The sequence below is a fragment of the Streptomyces sp. LHD-70 genome, assembly GCF_031157275.1.
Classification (GTDB): domain Bacteria; phylum Actinomycetota; class Actinomycetes; order Streptomycetales; family Streptomycetaceae; genus Streptomyces.
In genome coordinates, this window is the sequence record NZ_JAVIFW010000014.1 from 1 (window position 1) to 20204 (window position 20204).

The following is a 20204-nucleotide window of genomic DNA, read 5'->3' on the forward strand; positions in this document are numbered from 1 at the left end:
TCGATGAACACGTACAGTGCCGCCAGAAGGGCGTCCAGGTCGGAAGTCACACTCAGGCCAACGGGCGCCCTTCGCCATGGTCGCGACCAGCCCAGACATCGGACTCAATCATCTAGGGGACAGCTCAGGGAAGGACAAGGGATCAGCGGCCCCCGATGGCCTGATCCCCCGCCTAGCATCGAAGGCAGCAGCTCGGGGGAAACGGAAGGAGAAGGAGATGGCCGTGCGGGAGATTTTCGAGGGACTGCCCTGGTGGGTGAAGTGGGTCGCGGTGCCGGCCATCGCCCTGGTCGTGTTCGGCGGGCTGATCCTCTCGCTGCTCGGTTTCGTCATAGGGCTCCTCTTCAAGGTGCTGCTCTTCGCCGCGCTCGTCGGCGGACTCATCTATGTCGTACGGAAGTTCATATCCTCGTCGCCCTCGTCGTCCTCGCGCAGCGACTGGTAGTCCGGGCACAGCAAGGGGCCGGTCCGGGCGCGCGTAGCGCGGTTTCGCTCGGCAGGGGGAATCTTTCGGCCATGAGGGTCGCCGAGGCGCAGTCGGCGTTAGAGTCCGGAACAGCGATGCGGGGTGCGTCCGCTCCGGGCAACCCTGCTTCCCCCTCGGGGGCTCCCCCCACGCGCCTCGGGAGTTGGACCTTGGCCACGGCAGTCAGCAGCCCCGCACCTACCCTCATCGGCTCCGTGCAGCGGGCGATGCGCCTCCTCGAGGCCGTCGCCGCCCACGCGGACGGAGCGCCCGCCAAGCAGCTGGCCAGAGAGGCCGGACTGCCCCTGCCCACCGCGTACCACCTGCTGCGCACCCTCACGCACGAGGGCTATCTCCGCCGGGACCAGGGCGTGTTCGTCTTCGGTCCCGCCGCCGAGCGGTTGACGAGCAGCGGGGCGGAGCAGAATCGTCGCAGCAAGATCGGCGATGTGCTCGCGCACTGGCGGGACGCGATCGGAGTGCCGGTGTACTTCGCGGTGTACCGCGACGGCGAGGTCGAAGTCGTGGACATCGCCGACAATCCGGGAAGCCCCGCGGTCGAGGAGTGGGCGGACTTCCGGCAGACCGCGCACGCCCACGCGATCGGCCAGTGCCTGCTCTCCCAGCTGGACGAGGAGCACCGGCGTGAGCACCTCGACCGCTACCCCGCCCAGTCGATCACGCCGTACACGGTCCAAGACGGCGGGACGCTGATGCGGCGCCTGGAGCGGACGGGGCGGATGCAGCCCGTCGTGGAACAGCAGGAGTACGCACTGGGGACGGTCTGCGCCGCCGTGCCGATCACCGTCGGCACCACGGCGGCGACGCTCGCCATCTCGCTGCCGCTGCACCAGCGCGGCCGACTCCTTCCGGCGGTGCGTGAGTTGCAGAGTGAGCTCGGCCGGAAGCTCGCCACGCTGGCGTTCTCTATCAGTATCTGAAAACTCACTCCTTGTGATTTCTTCAGTACGTTGAGCAAGATGCCATCAGGGTCGGGAAGATGGTTGCGGCCCAACTCAACGGCACAGCAACGGGGTAGGCGATGCGCGAGTCCGTCCAGGCAGAGGTCATGATGAGCTTTCTCGTGTCCGAGGAGCTCTCGTTCCGTATCCCGGTGGAGTTGCGATACGAGACACGCGACCCCTTCGCTGTGCGGCTGACCTTCCACTTGCCCGGCGACGCCCCGGTGACCTGGGCCTTCAGCCGCGAACTCCTGGTCGACGGAGTGGGCGGCCCGTGCGGTGACGGCGACGTCCACATCGCGCCCGAGGGACCCGAGCCGCTCACCGACGCCTTGATCCGCCTTCAGGTCGGCGGCGACCAGGCGCTGTTCCGCGCGGGCATCGCACCCCTGCTCGCCTTCCTCGACCGTACGGACAAGCTGGTCCCGCTCGGCCAGGAGCGGACACTCGCGGACTTCGAGGCCAACCTCGACGAGGCACTCGGCCGGATCCTGGCGGAGGAGCCCAGCACGGGCTGAGCCCCTCCCTGACCCCGACCGGCTGCGCTGAAACGCTTCGGCGCAGCCGGTTGTCGCTGTCGTACGGGCTCAGCGCTTGCGGCGCCGGCCGCGACCGCCACGTACCCCGGCACGCCCCGCCGCGGATGAACTCGCCTGCACCACCGCCGGCTTGTCGGCCGAGACCAGCAGGGCCGCGAGCGCCGTCGTCACCGGGACCGAGGCGACCAGGCCGATCGAACCGATCAGCGTGCGCACGATCTCCTCGGCCACCAGCTCACTGTTGGCCACCGTGCCCACGCTGCTCTGCGCGATCGAGAACAGGAGCAGCAGCGGCAGCGCGGCACCGGCGTACGCGAGCACCAGGGTGTTGACCACCGAGGCGATGTGGTCGCGGCCGATCCGGATACCCGCGCGGTACAGCTGCCGGGCGGTCATCGTCGGGTCGGCGTGGTGCAGCTCCCAGACGGCCGAGGTCTGCGTGACCGTCACATCGTCGAGCACACCGAGGGAACCGATGATGACGCCCGCGAGCAGCAGACCGCTCATGTCGATGTCCGGGTAGAGGCCGTGGATCAGGCCGGTGTTGTCGTCGGTGTTGCCGGTCAGGTGCGCCCAGCCGATGAAAAGCGAGCCGAGCAGCCCGATGAGCAGCAGCGAGACCAGCGTGCCCAGGACCGCGACCGAGGTTCTCGCGCTGAGGCCGTGGCACATGTACAGCGCGATCAGCATGATGGCGCTCGCCCCGATCACCGCGACGACCAGCGGATTCGAGCCCTGCAAGATCGCCGGCAGGATGAACAGGGTCAGCAGCGCGAAGCTCACCGCGAGCGCGACCAGGGCCATGAAGCCGCGCATCCGCCCCACCACGACCACGGCGAGCGCGAAGATCGCCGCGAGGATCCACATCGGAACGCTGCGGTCCACATCGGTGACCGAGTACTGCAGCTCCTTCGGCGCCCCGGGCGCGTACGCCACGACCACTTCCTGGCCCTGCTCCAACTGCCGCGGCGCGTCCGGCTGGACGACTTCGACGAAGGTGCGGCCCGTGTCCTTGCCGCTGGTCACCTCGATCGTGGCCTTGGCGCACATGCCGGTCTGGGAGCGCTGCGCCTCCTGGCCCTCGGGTGTCGAGGGGTCGCCGGTGGGCGGGACCTGCGAGGCGTTGACGTCCTTGCAGTCGACCTGGTCGAGCTGGACCACGCGGGCCGACTGCGTCTCGCGGTCGAAGCCGACGCCGCTGCGCTCGTGCGGCGGGGCACCGCCCGGCCAGAGCACGGCGAGGCCGACGAGCACCGCGGTGGCGAAGGGGATGAGGATCGCGGCGATGACCTTGCGCAGATGCTTCGAGACCGGTTCGGCCGGGCCGTGGCTGTGCGAATGCCCGTGAGCGTGGGGCGGTTCGGAGGGTGGCGGAGGTGGCTGCTGCGAGGTGGTCACCGACCGATCATCGCAAGAACGGCAGGGGCCCTCTGTTCAGCGTGGCCGTACGGGCGCTAGCGTGGGGGCCACCTTTGCAATCGCGGGAGCTCGGAGCACCGGGCTGAGAGGGCGCTTACCTCCGTACGGGATGGCTGGCCAATGCCAGTCCTTCGGATACGGAAGCCGCTGCGTCGACCGCCGAACCTGTTACCGGGTAATGCCGGCGTAGGGAGTAGGTCTCATGACCACATCGGACGCACGCACGCCTGCCTCCAGCAGCGACGAGAACAACGTCGGCACGGAGGCCGGGAAGTCCATCGGCTGGCACAAGGCGTATGTCGAGGGTTCGCGCCCCGACCTGCGCGTGCCGGTCCGACAGGTGCACCTCACCAACGGCAAGGCCGTGACCCTGTACGACACCTCAGGGCCGTACACCGATCCGACAGCCGATACCGACGTCCGCCGCGGCCTCGCGCCGCTGCGGGAGAACTGGATCGTCGCCCGCGGCGACACCGAGGAGTACGTGGGCCGTCCGCCGCGCCCCGAGGACGACGGCATCAAGCACACGTCGCCGCGCGGGGGACTGAAGAACCTTGACGCGGTCTTCCCCGGCCGCCCCCGGCAGCCGCGCCGGGGCCGTGGCGGGCAGGCGGTGACGCAGCTCGCGTATGCCCGTCGCGGGGAGATCACGCCCGAGATGGAGTTCATCGGGATCCGCGAGAACCTCGACCCCGAGGTCGTACGGGAAGAGGTCGCCGCGGGCCGCGCGGTGATCCCGGCCAACGTCAACCACCCCGAGATCGAGCCGATGATCATCGGCAAGCGGTTCCTGGTGAAGGTCAACGCCAACATCGGGAACTCCGCGGTCACGTCCTCCATCGAGGAGGAGGTGGACAAGATGACCTGGGCCACAAAGTGGGGCGCCGACACGGTCATGGACCTCTCCACCGGGCGCAACATCCACACCACCCGCGAGTGGGTCCTTCGCAACTCCCCCGTGCCGATCGGCACCGTGCCGCTCTACCAGGCCCTGGAGAAGGTCGACGGCAAGGCCGAGGAGCTGACCTGGGAGATCTACAAGGACACGGTCATCGAGCAGGCCGAGCAGGGCGTGGACTACATGACGGTCCACGCCGGCGTCCGCCTCCCGTTCGTGCCGCTGACCGCCAACCGCAAGACCGGCATCGTCTCGCGCGGCGGCTCGATCATGGCCGCGTGGTGCCTCGCGCACCACAAGGAGAGCTTCCTGTACGAGAACTTCGCGGAGCTCTGCGAGATCCTCGCCGCGTACGACGTGACGTACTCGCTCGGCGACGGGCTGCGCCCCGGTTCGATCGCGGACGCCAACGACCGTGCGCAGTTCGCGGAGTTGGAGACCCTGGGCGAGCTGAACAAGATCGCCAAGGCGCATGACGTACAGACCATGATCGAGGGCCCGGGGCATGTCCCGATGCACAAGATCAAGGAGAACATCGACCTCCAGCAGGAGATCTGCGAGGAGGCGCCGTTCTACACGCTCGGCCCGCTGACCACGGACATCGCGCCCGCCTACGACCACATCACGTCGGGCATCGGCGCCGCGATGATCGGCTGGTGGGGCACGGCGATGCTCTGCTACGTCACGCCCAAGGAGCACCTGGGCCTGCCGAACAAGGACGACGTGAAGACCGGCGTGATCACGTACAAGATCGCGGCGCATGCGGCGGACCTGGCGAAGGGCCACCCCGGCGCCCAGGACTGGGACGACGCGCTCTCGGACGCCCGTTTCGAGTTCCGCTGGGAGGACCAGTTCAACCTGGCCCTCGACCCGGACACGGCACGGGAGTTCCACGACGAGACGCTGCCGGCGGAGCCCGCCAAGACGGCGCACTTCTGCTCCATGTGCGGCCCCAAGTTCTGCTCGATGAAGATCAGCAGGAGCATCAACGAGCAGTTCGGCGGTGAGGAGGGCGCGTCCCAGGAGGAGATCGAGGCGGGCATGCTCGAGAAGTCGAGGGAGTTCGCGGCGGCGGGCAACAGGGTGTATCTGCCGCTCGCCGACTGATCGTTGAGCGTGGGCCCCGGGGAGTCTTCACTTCTGGTGGCCGGGGCCCACGCGGCCGTACGGGAGTCCGTGCGGCGCATGTCGATCAGCGCGTGGAGAGCGTCCCGTCCACCCCGATGTGCACGCGCCCCTGCGGACTACCCGGCGCACACCTGCGGCCGTTGGGATACGTGGGCTTCGGGACGACGGCGATCTGCTCGTCGACCACCGTCGCCCCGGACGCGTCCTTGAGAACGACCGTCACGCGGACCGCCGTCTTCCCGTCCTTCGGCAGATCGGGTACGACGGCGAAGCCGGGCCAGGGAGAAGCGGGCTCCGACGACGAGCCGTGGTTCTCCTCCTCCCGCAAGCGCAGGCCCCCCTCGCGGCAGCTGCCGTCCCAGCAGGCGGTGAGCCCCGCGTCGGCGACCTTGTCCGCCAGCTTCGGGGCTACGACCACCCGGATGCCGGAGAGCGAGCCCCGCAGGGTGCAGATGCGCTCGCCGGTGCCGCAGGCGGTGAGCAGCAACAAGGCGGACAGAGGGGCGGCGGCGCGGACGACGTCTCCGTGTTTCACGTGAAACCGTCCTGCCGTGGAGCCCCGCCGCCGACCTGACCCACTAGTCCGGCCGATGTTCCGGCCCGCCGAAGTCCGGGCTGGAGAAGTCCGGGCTGGAGTAGCGGGGGCGCGAGCTTGATGTGTCCGAGGGGCTCGACGGTCCCGTGTCCGTATCGCCCTCGGGGCTGCTGAACCCTGGCCTGTTGTAGCCGAGCGAGGGCATTCTCGTACCGGACGGGGCTGGTCCGGGGTCGGGGGTGCCGCGTGGCTGGGCCAGGGCCTCGCGCAGGAACGGCACCAGGCCACGTTCCAGGAGGGCGTCCCGCCAGACCTCCCTGGCGTGCGACACCTCCTCGTTGAACTCCTCGGGTGGGCCCGCCGCCTGAGCCGTGGAGCCGTTGCGCAGCGCCGTGAGGAGCAGGCCGCCCGCGGCGACCAGAATCCCGGCCGCGGTGAGCGCGCCGAAGATCCAGCCGGCGGTCAACAGCGTGTCCGCGAGGGCGGGTTCGGGGCTGATCATCTTCAGGATGTACCCGACGAGCAGGAAGATCGCCGCCGCCGTGCCCGCGAGCACCGGGGCGAGGACGGCGAGCACGGCCACCAGACCCGCGCCCGCGGTCTCGGTCACCTCGCCCATGGTGGTGGCCAGGCCGACGGAACCGCCGGTGGGTTCGGAAGTGTTCGGCTCCCGTGCGGACGCGGTGGAACGAGTGGGATCGCGCAGTTCCTCGCGGACCTTGACGTAGTGCTGGTACTCCGTCGCCGCGGCGGCGGTGATCAGGGCGGTGGCGTTCAACGCCATCGTGCGCAGTTGCTCGGGATTCAGCCGCTCGCCCACAGCGGCGAGTTCCGGACGGTGTGGTGCGGTGCGCAGCGCCTCATCGAGGATCCGCTCGTAGTCCTTGCGGTCCTCATTCAGCAGGTGCGGAGCGCTGTTCATGTGCATCCCCCGATGCTCCGTAGGGCCCGGACACCCGTGTGCTCACGGGCGGTTGGGCGGAAACGGAGGAGAGCCTGCTACGGATAAGCAGATGGTAGAGCGGTTACGGCGCGCCGTGACAGGGGGTTTGAAGAATTCGGCCCCTGGTCAGGGCCGTCCCCTGCGTTCTGCGCCTGCCCCGTCAACCGTCAGTTATCCAGGGGGAGTTGGCACACAAGGAGTTTTCCGGCCATGGTCACGCCGCCGTCCATCGCGATGGCGAGGCCGTCCGCGTACACATGCGGCCCCTCGACCTGCGGCGCGCTGTCCTCGCCCTCCTCGGACCCCACTTCGCCGAGGAGATACGGGATCGGGCTGTGGCCGTGCACGATGCGACGGCCGCCGAAGGCGCCCAGGAGCTGCTGGACGGCCTGCGAGCCGTCGTCGCGGAAGGCGAAGCGCTTGGTGAACTTGCGGAACAGGTCCCAGCACTCGTCGGCGTCGTTACGGGTGAGCGCCTCGCGGATGGTGTCGTTGACGGCCTCGATGGAGTCGCCGTACTCCAGATACGTGAGCGCGTCCGAGTGCACCAGGAGGTGGTCGTCCTCCAGCTCGATCGCGTCGAGCCGGGACATCCACTGCAGATGCACGTCCTGCAGCCGGTCCATGTCCGACTTCTGGCCGCCGTTGAGCAGCCACGCCGCCTGGAACGTGGCGGTGCCCGCGCCGGAGTTGACCGGGGTGTCGCCGAAGCGCTTGGCGCCGAGCAGCAGCAGCTCGTGATTGCCCATCAGCGCCTTGCAGTACCCGCCGGCCGCCGCGGCCTGTGCGGAGAGCCGCATCACCAGGTCGATCACGCCGATGCCGTCGGGACCGCGGTCCGTGAAGTCGCCGAGGAACCAGAGCCGGGCGTTGCCCGCGGCCCAGTCCCCCTCCTCGTCGATCAGGCCCTGCTCGCGCAGCGCGGCGATCAGCTCGTCGAGGTAGCCGTGCACATCGCCCACGACATAGAGCGGGCCGAGGCCGTTCGACGTGCCGGCGGGTTCGCCCGCGGGCGTGACGTGCACCTGGACGGTGTCACCGCGGTTGATGACCGGCAGATCGCGCTGTGTCGGCGTGTACGCCTCGGGCAGCTCGCCCTGCGCGGCGTCCTGGCCGGTGTCCGCAGCGGGCTCCTGGCCGGCCTGGTGCACATAAGCGGGTACGCGGAAGTCGCGCACCGTGTCCGTACGCACCGCGGGTACCTGACCGGCCCCCTGAGTCATCGACCCCTCCACCACCGTCGCGCCGCTTTTCTCCACCGGGTTCGGACGGCCTGGTCGCAGCGGTCCGCGGTGTCGTGCGCCCATCATAGGAATGCGGCTCGCACTGTGTGATGCACCAGGGGTGTTCAATGTGGCCGGAACCCAGGGTTGACCGGGGTTTTCTCCCGAATTGGGGGTAACTCTGCCCGGCGGCCGTGAACCTCGGCCGCCCGCCCGCTCCCGAAAGCGCGCCCGTGGGCGTCCCGAAAGTGCGCCGGCGGGTGTCCCGAAAGTGCGCCGGTGGGTGTCCCGAAAGCGTGCCGGTGGGCGTCCCGAAAGGCGCGCTTCCCTCCCCCGAGGGAGCGCTGTCCCCGCCCCCGAGGGAGCGCTACCCCTGCCCCGAGGGGCGCGGTGGGCTGACCGTCGTACGGGGTGGCCGCCGCTGCGACGAGGTCCGCACGATCAGCTCCGTCGGTATCACCTGCTCGATGGGTTGAGTCGTGTCGACGCTCTCGATGGCGTCGATGAGCAGTTGGACGACGGCCGTGCCGATCCGCCTCGGTTTGAGCGAGAGCGTGGTGATGGGCGGTTCGGTGCTGGCGTAGACCGTGGACTCGCTGCAGCAGACGAGCAGCAGATCGTCCGGTACGCGCATTCCGTACCGCCGGGCGGCGGCGAGCAGATCGGTGCCGTTGGGGTCGAAGAGTCCGTAGACGGCGTCGGGGCGGTCCGGGCGGGCGAGCAGCCGGTCGGCGGCGACGGCCCCGGCGCAGGGGTCGTGCGCGGGATAGGCCTCGTAGACCGGGTCCTGGCCGATGCGGCGGCACCAGCGCAGATAGGCGGTGGTGGAGAGTCGGGTGTACGTGTCCGTGGTGGTGCCGGTGAGGAGACCGATGCGGCGGGCGCCGGCGGCGGCGAGGTGGTCGAGGATGCCGAGCACGGCGGCCTCGTGGTCGTTGTCCACCCAGGCGGTCACCGGCAGCGAACCGGCCGGGCGTCCGTCGGAGACCACGGGCACGCCCTGCCGGACGAGTTCGCTGACAACCGGGTCCTGGTCGGAAGGGTCGATGACGACGGTGCCGTCGAGCGCGACGTTCGACCAGACGTCGTGGCGGGAGGTCGCGGGCAGGATGACCAGGGCGTATCCCCGGTCGAGTGCGGCGGAGGTGGCGGCTCTGGCCATCTCCGCGAAGTACGCGAACTCGGTGAAGGTGAAAGGTTCATCCCCGTACGTCGTCACGGTCAGGCCGATGAGTCCTGACTTGCCGGTACGGAGGGTTCGGGCCGCTGCGGACGGGCGGTAGCCCAGCCGTTCGGCGACCTCGCGGACGTGTTGGCGGGTGGCGTCGGGGAGCCGGCCCTTGCCGTTGAGCGCGTCGGAGACGGTCGTGATGGAGACGCCGGCAGCGGCGGCCACGTCCCGGATGCCCGCCCGGCCCTGCCGGTTGCCCCGAGTCTGTGCCCGGCTCACCTGGTGCTTCCCTGCTGCTGTCATGGCGAGCCGATAGTAGGGCTCATGAGGGTGGTCGTCGGGAGTGCATATTCACGCGTTGACAGGCACGTTTCTGCATGGTGAAACTCCCTCAACAGCCTTTGAATGCAAGGGAGTTGAGGGATTTCATGCTAGTCCGTGGCCTGTCGGCGCCCGTGTGCCTGGCGCGGGGCGGAGGTCTCGAAGAGGTCTCAACTCACCTTCACGGGGGACGCGCGCCACGGCGCAAGCCACCGGCGCACGGCTCAGCAGGGGGCGCTCCCCCCTCCCGGCACGCCGCGTGCGAGCGGCCGCTCCGGTCGTCCACGGCGCGGTTGTCCACAGGCACGGCGGTTCGTCGCTGCGGTTGTCCACAGGGCATTCGCACGGCGGCCGAATCCTCATAGGGTGAGCAGTATTCGAACCAGGCGGTACGAGGAGGAGCTGCAGTGAGCGAGAAGACCCCGAGGCTGCGTGCCGAGCTGGACGGCGTCCCGACGTACAAGCCGGGCAAGCCCGCCTCGGCCGGCGGCCCGGTGGCGTACAAGCTGTCCTCGAACGAGAACCCCTACCCCCCGCTCCCCGGAGTGATGGAGCAGGTGACGGCCGCCGCCGACAGCTTCAACCGGTACCCGGACATGGCGTGCACGGGCCTGATGAACGAGCTGGCGGACCGCTTCGGCGTCCCTCTCGCGCATCTGGCCACGGGCACGGGCTCGGTCGGCGTCGCGCAGCAGCTGCTGCAGGCCACGAGCGGCCCCGGTGACGAGGTGATCTACGCCTGGCGCTCCTTCGAGGCGTACCCGATCATCACGCAGATCAGCGGGGCGACCTCGGTGCGCGTGCCGCTGACCCCGGGGGAGGTGCACGACCTGGACGCGATGGCGGACGCGATCACGGACCGCACGCGCCTGATCTTCGTCTGCAACCCCAACAACCCGACCGGCACGGTGGTGCGCAGGGCCGAGCTGGAGCGGTTCCTGGACCGAGTGCCGAGCGATGTGCTGGTGGTCCTGGACGAGGCGTACCGCGAGTTCATCCGCGATCCGGAGGTCCCGGACGGCATCGAGCTCTACCGCGACCGCCCCAACGTCTGCGTGCTGCGCACCTTCTCCAAAGCGTACGGCCTGGCGGGGCTGCGTGTCGGCTTCGCGGTCGCCCATGAGCCGGTGGCGGCGGCGCTGCGCAAGACGGCGGTGCCGTTCGGCGTGAGCCAGCTCGCGCAGGACGCCGCGGTCGCCTCGCTGCGCGCGGAGGACGAACTCATGGGCCGCGTGGGCTCGTTGATCGGTGAGCGCACGCGCGTGGTCGAGGGGCTGCGGAAGCAGGGCTGGACGGTCCCCGAGACCCAGGCCAACTTCGTCTGGCTGCGCCTGGGGGACCGTACCGGCGACTTCGCGGCGGCCTGCGAGAAGGCCGGTGTGGTCGTGCGGCCGTTCGCGGGCGAGGGCATGCGGGCCACGATCGGCGAGCCCGAGGCGAATGACATCTTCCTGCACACGGCGGAGGCCTTCCGCAAGGAGCTGTAACGCCCCCGCGCCCCCGCGCCCCTGCGGCCCCACGCCGCCACGGCCCCGCGCCCTCACGGCCCCGCGCCCTCACGGCCCCGAGCCCTCACGGCCCGATGCCCGGCGGGTCGGTTTCGTCCGCCGCTCCGTCAGTCGGCGACCAGTTCCACCCGGATCGGGTCGCCGCTGCGGACGGTGGCGAGTTTGCGCGGGTCGTCGTCGAGCGCGCCGAGCAGATTGCAGGGGCTGGCGAGGCGGCACTCGTCGCCGCGGGATATCGGGGTCGGGCCGTACGGCAGGGCGAGCGCGTCGCCGTCGGTCCAGAAGGCGACGGTGCCGGGCTCGACGACCTGCTGGGCGTCGGGCTCGCGCTCGACGCTGATCCCGGTGTCGAAGTAGACCTCCTCACCCCAGGTGTTGGCGGTGGCGGAGAGCGGCAGGGCCTTGTGGAGCGCCTGGGTGGTCGGGGTGTCCTCGAGCGTCGCGGTCAGGTGCCCGGCGGGCCAGGAGATTCGGATCTGCATGCCGCGGATTCAACAATATGTTGAAGTTCTTGGGAAGGGGTCCGGCGGCGCGGCTCACCGCGTCCGGCGATACAGCCCGCCGCACGTCCGGCACCGCAGTCCGCTGCGACCGCGAGTAAGGGACCCCCCGGAGGAAGGCGTCGGAACCGGTACGACATAATGCTTGTGAATGTGAACGCGTTCACAAGCCTGCCCTGGTTGATCCCGTGATGGACGGGTTTGAAAGGGGCAAACTGCCGCTGTCACCACGGCGACGTAAGGAGAGTGACGACGTGGACCTGGCTTTGGCGCCGGAGACCATGGCGCGATGGCAGTTCGGTATCACCACCGTCTACCACTTTCTCTTCGTCCCGCTCACGATCTCGCTCGCCGCGCTCGTCGCCGGCCTGCAGACCGCCTGGGTGCGGACCGAGAAGGAGAAGTACCTCAAGGCCACCAAGTTCTGGGGCAAGCTCTTCCTGATCAACATCGCGATGGGTGTCGTCACGGGCATCCTGCAGGAGTTCCAGTTCGGCATGAACTGGTCCGACTACTCGCGGTTCGTCGGTGACATCTTCGGGGCCCCGCTCGCCTTCGAAGCGCTCATCGCCTTCTTCTTCGAGTCCACCTTCATCGGTCTGTGGATCTTCGGCTGGGACAAGCTCCCGAAGCGGCTGCATCTGGCGACGATCTGGATGGTCTCGATCGGCACGATCCTCTCCGCGTACTTCATCCTGGCGGCCAACTCCTGGATGCAGCACCCGGTGGGCTACCGGATCAACGAGGAGCGCGGCCGGGCCGAACTGACCGACTTCTGGGCCGTGTTGACGCAGAACACCGCCCTGGCGCAGATGTTCCACACGCTCACCGCGGCCTTCCTGGTCGGCGGCGCGTTCATGGTCGGCATCGCCGCGTACCACCTGGCGCGCAAGAAGCATGTGCCGGTGATGAAGTCCTCGCTGCGGCTCGGGCTCGTCACGATCACCATCAGCGGGCTGCTCACCGCGGTCAGCGGCGATGTGCTCGGCAAGATCATGTTCGAGCAGCAGCCGATGAAGATGGCCGCCGCCGAGGCGCTGTGGGACGGCGAGGACTCCGCGCCGTTCTCGATCTTCGCGTACGGCGATGTCGCGCAGGGCCACAACAAGGTCGCCATCGAGATCCCCGGTCTGCTGTCGTTCCTGGCGCACAACAACTTCGACGAGCACGTCCCCGGCATCAACGACCTCAACAAGGAGATGCAGGAGAAGTACGGGCCCGGTGACTACCGCCCGAACATCCCGGTCGCCTACTGGGGCTTCCGCTGGATGATCGGCTTCGGTATGGCCTCGCTCGCCATCGGTGTGCTCGGGCTCTGGCTGACGCGGAAGAAGTTCATGCTGCCGCAGTCGATGCGGGTGGGTGAGGACGAAGTGCCCCATCTGGTGCTCTTCAAGAAGGCGTTGAGCCCCAAGTTCACCCGGTGGTACTGGGTTGTGGCCCTGTGGACGATGCTCTTCCCGCTGATCGCGAACTCCTGGGGCTGGATCTTCACCGAGACGGGCCGTCAGCCGTGGGCGGTCTTCGGCGTCCTCAAGACCTCCGCCGCCGTCTCCCCCAGCGTGTCCCAGGCCGAGGTCATCACCTCGCTCGCCGTCTACACGCTGCTCTACGCGGCGCTCGCCGTGATCGAGGTCAAGCTCATCGTCAAGTACGCCAAGGCCGGCCCGCCCGAGCTCACGGAGGCCGACCTCAACCCGCCCACCAAGATCGGCGGCGACGACCGTGACGCCGACCGGCCCATGGCCTTCTCGTACTGAGCCTGAGGAGCTGCTGAGGCATGGAACTTCACGACGTCTGGTTCGTACTGATCGCGGTCCTGTGGATCGGCTACTTCTTCCTGGAGGGCTTCGACTTCGGGGTCGGGATCCTGACCAAACTGCTCGCGCGCGACCGCAAGGAGCGGCGGGTTCTGATCAACACCATCGGTCCCGTCTGGGACGGCAACGAGGTGTGGCTGCTCACCGCGGGAGGCGCCACCTTCGCGGCCTTCCCGGAGTGGTACGCGACGCTGTTCTCCGGCTTCTATCTGCCGCTGCTGCTGATCCTGATCTGCCTGATCATCCGCGGCGTGGCCTTCGAGTACCGCCACAAGCGGTCCGAGGACCGGTGGCAGACCAACTGGGAGCACGCGATCTTCTGGACCTCGCTGCTGCCGGCGTTCCTCTGGGGCGTGGCCTTCGCCAACATCACGCGCGGGGTGAAGATCGACCGCGAGATGGAGTACGTGGGCACCTTCTGGGATCTGCTCAACCCGTACGCGATCCTGGGCGGCCTGGTCACGCTCTCGCTGTTCACGTTCCACGGCACGGTGTTCACGGCGCTCAAGACCGTGGGTGACATCCGGATGCGGGCACGGAAGCTGGCGCTCGGGCTCGGTCTTGTCACGGCGGCTCTCGGGCTCGGCTTCCTGATCTGGACCCAGGTCTCCAAGGGCGACGGCACGAGCCTCGTCGCGATGCTCGTGGCGGTGCTCGCACTCGTCGGGGCCGTCGGGGCCGTGAAGGCGGGGCGCGAGGGCTGGTCTTTCGCGCTCTCCGGGATCACGATCGCCGCGGCGGTTGCGATGCTGTTCCTGACGCTCTTCCCGAATGTCATGCCGTCGACGCTCGACCCGTCCTGGAGCCTCACGGTCTCCAACGCCTCGTCGAGTCCGTACACCCTGAAGATCATGACCTGGCTCGCGGGCATCGCCACTCCGTTGGTGCTGCTCTATCAGGGCTGGACCTACTGGGTGTTCCGCAAGCGGATCGGCACGCAGCACATCGCCGATGCGCACTAGCCGGTAGTAGTCGGAACTAGTCGGTACTAGGGGCTGTTTCACGTGAAACCGATCGACCCGCGCCTGCTCCGGTACGCCCGGGCCACTCGCTTCTTCCTGATCGCGGTGGTGGTCCTCGGGCTCGCCGGGGCGGGCCTGGTCGTCGCCCAGGCGATGCTCATCGCCGAAGTGGTGGTGGGGGGCTTCCAACAGGGGCTCGACGCAGGCGCGTTGCGTACCCCGCTGCTGCTGCTCGTGGCCGTCGCGCTCGGCCGGGGCTTCGTCGGCTGGCTCACCGAGCTGGCCGCGCACCGGGCGAGCGCCGCGGTGAAGTCGGAGCTGCGCGGGCGGCTGCTCGAACGGGCCGGGGCGCTCGGGCCGGGGTGGCTGAGCGGGCAGCGCACCGGTTCGCTGGTCGCGCTCGCGACGCGCGGGGTGGACGCGCTCGACGACTACTTCGCGCGCTACCTCCCGCAGTTGGGCCTCGCGGTCGTCGTGCCGGTGGCGGTGCTCGCGCGGATCGTCACCGAGGACTGGGTCTCGGCCGCGATCATCGTGGTGACGCTGCCGCTCATCCCGATCTTCATGATCCTGATCGGCTGGGCCACCCAGGCGCGGATGGACCGGCAGTGGAAGCTGCTCTCCCGGCTCTCCGGGCACTTCCTCGATGTGGTCGCCGGGCTGCCGACACTGAAGGTCTTCGGCCGGGCCAAGGCGCAGGCCGAGTCGATCCGCCGGATCACCGGCGAGTACCGGCAGGCGACGATGCGTACGCTGCGGATCGCCTTCCTCTCCTCGTTCGCCCTGGAGCTGCTCGCCACGCTCTCGGTGGCGCTGGTCGCCGTGACGATCGGCATGCGGCTCGTGCACGGCGACATGGATCTGTACATCGGGCTCGTGGTGCTCGTCCTCGCGCCCGAGGCGTATCTCCCGCTGCGGCAGGTCGGCGCGCAGTACCACGCCGCCGCCGAGGGGCTCGCGGCCGCGGAGGAGATCTTCGACGTGCTGGAGACCGAGGTTCCGGCCTCGGGTGACGGGCCCGCGCCGAGCGGAGCGGTGCGCTTCGAAGGGGTCACGGTCCGGTACCCCGGGCGGGCCGGTGCCGCCGTCGAGGGTGCGATGTTTCACGTGGAACCAGGCGAGACCGTCGCGCTCGTCGGCCCCAGCGGCGCCGGCAAGTCCACGCTTCTGCATGTGCTGTTGGGGTTCGTACGGCCCGACGAGGGGCGGGTCACCGTCGGCGGCACCGACCTCGCCACCGTCTCGCTCGACGCCTGGCGCGAGCGCATCGCCTGGGTCCCGCAGCGCCCGCACCTCTACGCCGGGACGATCGCGGAGAACGTACGGCTCGCCCGGCCGGAGGCGAGCGACGAGGCGGTGCGGGAGGCGCTGCGGGACGCGGGAGCCCTGGGTTTCGTGGACGCCCTGCCCGCGGGGGTGCGGACCGAGCTGGGTGAGGACGGGGCCGGGCTCTCGGCGGGGCAGCGGCAACGGCTCGCGCTGGCAAGGGCGTTCCTCGCCGACCGGCCCGTACTGCTTCTCGACGAGCCCACCGCGGCGCTCGACGGCGAGACCGAGGCGGACGTGGTGGACGCGGTGCGCCGCCTCGCCGTCGGCCGGACCGTGCTGCTCGTGGTGCACCGGCCGGCGTTGCTGGCCGTCGCGGACCGGGTGGTGCGGGTCGAGGAGCCGGAGCCGGTTGCTTCGGGCACCTCGGCCGCGTCGCCGTCGCCGCAGCCGGCCGCCACGAGATCCGACGCGGCCGACGCCGATGTGGTCGTCGGCTCGGCGCCCGGGGACGAGTACGCGCCCGCCGCGCACACGGACACCGCGGGCATGGCAGAAACCGCTGCCGCCGAGCACCCTCCCGCCGGCCGGGTGCTCGCGCGCGTACGGGCGATGGCGCACGAACGCCATGGGCGGCTGCTGCTCGGACTGTTCCTCGGCAGCCTCGCGCTGGGCAGTGCCGTCGGCCTGATGGCGACCTCCGGGTGGCTGATCTCCCGCGCCTCCGAACAGCCGCCGGTGCTCTATCTGATGGTGGCCGTCACCGCGACGCGCGCCTTCGGCCTCGGCCGGGCCGTCTTCCGGTACGCGGAGCGCCTGGTCACGCACGACGCCGTGCTGCGGATGCTGGCCGACACCCGCGTCGCCGTCTACCGCCGCCTGGAGCGGCTCGCGCCCGCAGGGCTTCGGCAGTCCCGGCGCGGCGATCTCCTCGCCCGACTCGTCGGCGACGTGGACGCGTTGCAGGACTACTGGCTGCGGTGGCTGCTGCCCGTCGGCACGGCCGTCGTCGTCTCCGCAGGCGCCGTCGGCTTCACCGCCTGGCTCCTCCCGGAGGCGGGCGCGCTGCTCGCCGTCGGACTGCTCGTCGCCGGGGCGGGGGTGCCGCTCCTGAGCGGTGCGCTGGCCCGCCGGGCGGAGCGCCGGCTCGCCCCGGCGCGCGGAGTGCTCGCCACCCGCGTGGCCGATCTGCTCACCGGTACCGCGGAGTTGACCGTGGCCGGTGCGCTGCGGGCCCGTACGGCACTGGCGCGGGACGCCGACAAGGAGCTGACCGGCATCGCCTCCCGCGGGGCCACCGCCACCGCGCTCGGAGCGGGACTCTCGGCGCTCGCCTGCGGCCTTACCGTCGCGGCCACCGCGCTCGTCGGCGTCGGCGGCGTCCGCGACGGGCGGCTCGACGGGGTCGCCCTCGCGGTCGTCGTCCTCACTCCGCTCGCCGCGTTCGAGGCGGTGACCGGGCTGCCGCTCGCCGTGCAGTTCCGGCAGCGGGTGAAGAAGAGCGCGGAGCGGGTGTACGAGGTGCTCGACGCGCCGGAGCCGGTCCGCGCGACCTCGGCGGAGGGTGCCGCACCGCCCGCCGACCCCTTCCCCGTTCAGGTGACCGGGCTGCGCGCCCGCCACCCGGGCCAGGTGCGGGAGGCGCTCGTCGACGTGGATCTGACCCTGCAACGGGGCCGCCGGGTCGCCGTCGTCGGGCCCTCGGGCTCGGGTAAGACGACGCTCGCGCAGGTGCTGCTGCGGTTCCTGGACGCCGAGTCGGGGACGTACCGCCTCGGGGGGACGGACGCGGAGGCGCTCGACGGGGACGCGGTGCGCCGGGTCGTCGGGCTGTGCGCGCAGGACGCCCACCTCTTCGACAGCTCGATCCGCGAGAACCTCAGGCTGGCCAGGACCGACGCCGACGAGGACGCGCTGCGCGGCGCGCTGGCCGAGGCGCGGCTCCTGGAATGGGCCGACTCCCTGCCGCAGGGCCTGGACACGCTGGTCGGCGAGCACGGCGCGCGGCTCTCCGGGGGCCAGCGGCAGCGGCTCGCCCTGGCGCGGGCGCTGCTCGCCGACTTCCCCGTCCTCGTACTGGACGAGCCCGCCGAGCATCTCGACCTGGAGACCGCGGACGCCCTCACCGCCGACCTCCTCGACGCGACCGAGGGGCGGACGACATTGCTGATCACGCACCGGCTCGCCGGGCTCGACGCGGTGGACGAGGTGATCGTTCTGGACGAGGGCCGGGTCGTGCAGCGCGGCACGTACGCGGAGCTGGTGGGGCGCGCGGGGCCGCTGGCGCGGATGTGGGAGCGGGAGCGGGAAGTGGGCTTGTTGCTCACGTGAACCGGCGTCGGGGTTGCCGACACGGGGCTCCGCCCCGGGCCCCGTCCTGGGGGCTTCGCCCCGGGCCCCGTCCTGGGGGCTTCGCCCCGGGCCCCGTCCTGGGGGCTTCGCCCCGGGCCCCGTCCTGGGGGCTTCGCCCCGGGCCCCGCTTCGTCATTCGGCTGCGGCGCCGTCGTGGTTGCTCGCGCAGTTCCCCGCGCCCCTTGCGGGGCCTGGGTCCCGTACCCGACTTTCCTCGGCAAATAGGACTTACTACTCTCAAGGGCATGTCAGCCCCCGCAGTACCCGAAGACCCGCCCCCCTTCCCTGAGCGGGTGGACACCGGATCGGTGGCCGCCGAGCTGGCGGCGCGGAGCCTGCAGGCGCTGCCCGAGGAGCTGGCGGCGCGGTTGCCGCAGCTGCTGGAGGCGATGGTGTCGGTGGGCAGCGGGCTGCGGCTGCACTCCACCCTGGACCGGATCGCGGAGACCGCCGCGAGCCTCACCGGCGCCAGATACGCGGCGATCGGCGTGATCAACGACCAGGGCGACGGGCTCGCGGACTTCGTCACGTACGGCGTGACGCAGGAGGAGCGGGAGCTGATCGGGGAGCTGCCGGACGGGCGCAGCGGCATCCTCGGTGCGCTGATCCAGGACCCGGTCTCACTGCGCCTCGACGATCTCACCGCCGACCCGCGCTCGGTCGGTTTCCCGCCGAACCATCCGCCGATGCGCACCTTCCTCGGCGTCCCGATCCGGGTCGGCGACGAGGTGTTCGGCAACCTCTATCTGACCGAGAAGCAGGGCGGCGACGGCACGTTCAGCGTCTACGACCTGCACATGGTGAAGGTCCTCGCGACCGAGGCCGGGATCCAGATCGGCAACGCCCGGCTCTACGAGGCGACCCGGCAGCGCGAGCGGTGGATCGACGGTTCGGTGGCCGTCACCACGGCGCTGCTCTCCGGGGCCGACGCGGACGAGGCACTCAACGTGGTCGCCGAACAGGCCCGCAAACTCGCCGACTCGGAGGCGGGGCTCGTCCTGCTGCCCGCAGCCGAGGGCGGCCTGGAGATCGTCGCCGTCTCCACCGACCGGCCGCTGCGCCCCCTCGGCGTGGTGATCCCGCCGGAGTCGCCCGCGGTGGACCATCTGCTCGCCGGGGAGCCGGTGTTCATAGACGACGCGGCCGCCGACCCGCGCATGATCACCGACCTGGCCAAGGCGTACGGGCCCAGCATGCTGCTGCCGCTGCACAGCGGCGGCCGGGTGCTCGGCGCCCTGGCCACGCCGCGCTCGCCCGGCGCCGCACCGTTCACGGAGGCCGAGAAGGTCCTCGCCGGGCAGTTCGCCGCGCAGGCCGCGCTCGCCCTGATGATGGCCGAGGCGCAGCGCGACCGGGAGCGGCTCGCGGTCTTCGAGGACCGCGACCGGATCGCCCGTGACCTGCACGATCTCGTGATCCAGCGGCTGTTCGCGACGGGCATGATGCTGGAGAGCGCACAGCGCCGCTCGGTGGTGCCCGAGGTACAGGTCGGCGTGGGCAAGGCTGTCGACGAGCTGGATGTGACGATCCAGGAGATCCGGACGGCGATCTTCGCGCTCCAGCAGGGTCCGACGGAGGCGCCCTCCGGCCTGCGCACCCGGGTCCTCCGGGAGATCAACATGGCCGCCGTGCCGCTCGGCTTCAAGCCCGCGCACCGTTTCGTCGGCCCGGTCGACTCGGTGGTCGGCGAGCTCACCGGCAAGAACCTCATCGCGGCCCTGCGCGAGGCGCTGTCCAACGCCTTCCGGCATGCGCGGGCCTCCCGGATCGAGGTCGTCGTCGACGCGGAGGTGACGCTTCCGGACGGCACTGCGGGCGTACGGCTCGCGGTGGCCGACGACGGGGTCGGCATCCCCGAGGGCGGCCGCCGCAGCGGCCTGAAGAACCTCAAGCGCCGCGCGGAGTCCCTGGGCGGCGACAGCTGGTACGGGCCGGGGCTCGGGACGGATGCGTACGAGGCTGCATTCGGGGCCGACGAGGCGTTTGGGGCCGATGGGTACGGGGGCGGCGTACCCGGTGCGTACGGGAGCCGTGAGCCCGGTGGCGACAGTGGTGGTGAGCCCGGTGTCGACGGTCGTGGTGAGCCCGGTGTCGACGGTGGCGTCGGCCCGGCGGGCGGGAAGCGGATCCGGGGCGGTACGACGGTGGTGTGGCAGGCCCCGCACTGACGCGCGCGGGTAACGGGCGGGGC

General features: G+C 70.5%; 14 protein-coding genes, 1 pseudogene and 1 riboswitch. Of the genes and pseudogenes, 9 read left to right on the forward strand and 6 right to left on the reverse strand.

Annotation, left to right across the window (positions count from 1 at the left end; all coding sequences use genetic code 11):
- Nucleotides 1-223: 223 nt before the first annotated feature.
- The 3 genes from RCO28_RS25585 to RCO28_RS25595 all read left to right on the forward strand — a co-directional run bounded on the left by RCO28_RS25585 (nt 224) and on the right by RCO28_RS25595 (nt 1946).
- A complete protein-coding gene (locus RCO28_RS25585) occupies nt 224-445 on the forward strand; it encodes a DUF5326 family protein (RefSeq protein ID WP_308943782.1) in 222 nt (73 codons plus the stop codon).
- Nucleotides 446-636: 191 nt separating this feature from the next.
- Nucleotides 637-1407: a helix-turn-helix domain-containing protein gene (locus tag RCO28_RS25590; protein WP_308943631.1), complete on the forward strand. Its 771-nt coding sequence runs from the start codon at nt 637-639 to the stop codon at nt 1405-1407.
- A 101-nt stretch (nt 1408-1508) separates the two neighbouring features.
- Nucleotides 1509-1946, forward strand: coding sequence for an SsgA family sporulation/cell division regulator (locus tag RCO28_RS25595; RefSeq protein ID WP_282540670.1), 438 nt, complete (start codon nt 1509-1511; stop codon nt 1944-1946).
- A gap of 69 nt (nt 1947-2015) precedes the next feature.
- On the opposite strand, the gene RCO28_RS25600 is transcribed toward RCO28_RS25595, so the two are convergent.
- A complete protein-coding gene (locus tag RCO28_RS25600) occupies nt 2016-3365 on the reverse strand; it encodes a YibE/F family protein (protein WP_308943632.1) in 1350 nt (449 codons plus the stop codon).
- Nucleotides 3366-3437: 72 nt separating this feature from the next.
- A riboswitch (TPP riboswitch) is annotated at nt 3438-3596 on the forward strand.
- Between RCO28_RS25600 and thiC the strand changes: the two genes are divergently transcribed.
- On the forward strand, nt 3589-5391 hold the full coding sequence (gene thiC, locus RCO28_RS25605; RefSeq protein WP_308943633.1) for a phosphomethylpyrimidine synthase ThiC: 1803 nt from the start codon (nt 3589-3591) through the stop codon (nt 5389-5391). (Overlaps the previous riboswitch by 8 nt.)
- 85 nt (nt 5392-5476) lie before the next feature.
- On the opposite strand, the gene RCO28_RS25610 is transcribed toward thiC, so the two are convergent.
- The 4 genes from RCO28_RS25610 to RCO28_RS25625 form a co-directional block, all read right to left on the reverse strand.
- Complete coding sequence (locus tag RCO28_RS25610) at nt 5477-5947, reverse strand: hypothetical protein (protein WP_308943634.1); 471 nt, start codon at nt 5945-5947, stop codon at nt 5477-5479.
- Between the two features lie 43 nt (nt 5948-5990).
- Nucleotides 5991-6875 carry a hypothetical protein gene (locus RCO28_RS25615; protein WP_308943635.1) on the reverse strand — a complete coding sequence of 295 codons (885 nt, stop codon included), beginning with the start codon at nt 6873-6875 and terminating at the stop codon, nt 5991-5993.
- 182 nt (nt 6876-7057) lie between these two features.
- Complete coding sequence (locus RCO28_RS25620) at nt 7058-8128, reverse strand: metallophosphoesterase family protein (RefSeq protein WP_374991250.1); 1071 nt, start codon at nt 8126-8128, stop codon at nt 7058-7060.
- A gap of 352 nt (nt 8129-8480) precedes the next feature.
- Nucleotides 8481-9587, reverse strand: a complete 1107-nt coding sequence (locus RCO28_RS25625) for a LacI family DNA-binding transcriptional regulator (protein ID WP_308943637.1) — start codon at nt 9585-9587, stop codon at nt 8481-8483.
- Nucleotides 9588-10012: 425 nt separating this feature from the next.
- Here RCO28_RS25625 and hisC point away from each other — a divergent pair, with 425 nt between their 5' ends.
- Complete coding sequence (gene hisC, locus RCO28_RS25630) at nt 10013-11092, forward strand: histidinol-phosphate transaminase (protein WP_308943638.1); 1080 nt, start codon at nt 10013-10015, stop codon at nt 11090-11092.
- Nucleotides 11093-11220: 128 nt separating this feature from the next.
- Here the strand turns inward: hisC and RCO28_RS25635 are convergent, their stop codons facing one another.
- On the reverse strand, nt 11221-11595 hold the full coding sequence (locus RCO28_RS25635) for a cyclophilin-like fold protein (RefSeq protein ID WP_308943639.1): 375 nt from the start codon (nt 11593-11595) through the stop codon (nt 11221-11223).
- 272 nt (nt 11596-11867) lie between these two features.
- On the opposite strand from RCO28_RS25635, the gene RCO28_RS25640 reads away from it, so the two are divergent.
- The 4 genes and pseudogenes from RCO28_RS25640 to RCO28_RS25655 all read left to right on the forward strand — a co-directional run.
- On the forward strand, nt 11868-13373 hold the full coding sequence (locus RCO28_RS25640) for a cytochrome ubiquinol oxidase subunit I (RefSeq protein ID WP_308943640.1): 1506 nt from the start codon (nt 11868-11870) through the stop codon (nt 13371-13373).
- A 20-nt stretch (nt 13374-13393) separates the two neighbouring features.
- Nucleotides 13394-14395, forward strand: coding sequence for a cytochrome d ubiquinol oxidase subunit II (gene cydB, locus RCO28_RS25645; protein ID WP_308943641.1), 1002 nt, complete (start codon nt 13394-13396; stop codon nt 14393-14395).
- A gap of 42 nt (nt 14396-14437) precedes the next feature.
- Nucleotides 14438-17992: a thiol reductant ABC exporter subunit CydD gene (gene cydD / locus RCO28_RS25650; protein WP_308943642.1), complete on the forward strand. Its 3555-nt coding sequence runs from the start codon at nt 14438-14440 to the stop codon at nt 17990-17992.
- A gap of 266 nt (nt 17993-18258) precedes the next feature.
- Nucleotides 18259-19956, forward strand: a pseudogene (locus RCO28_RS25655) (GAF domain-containing sensor histidine kinase); the annotation flags it as partial.
- Nucleotides 19957-20204: the final 248 nt, after the last annotated feature.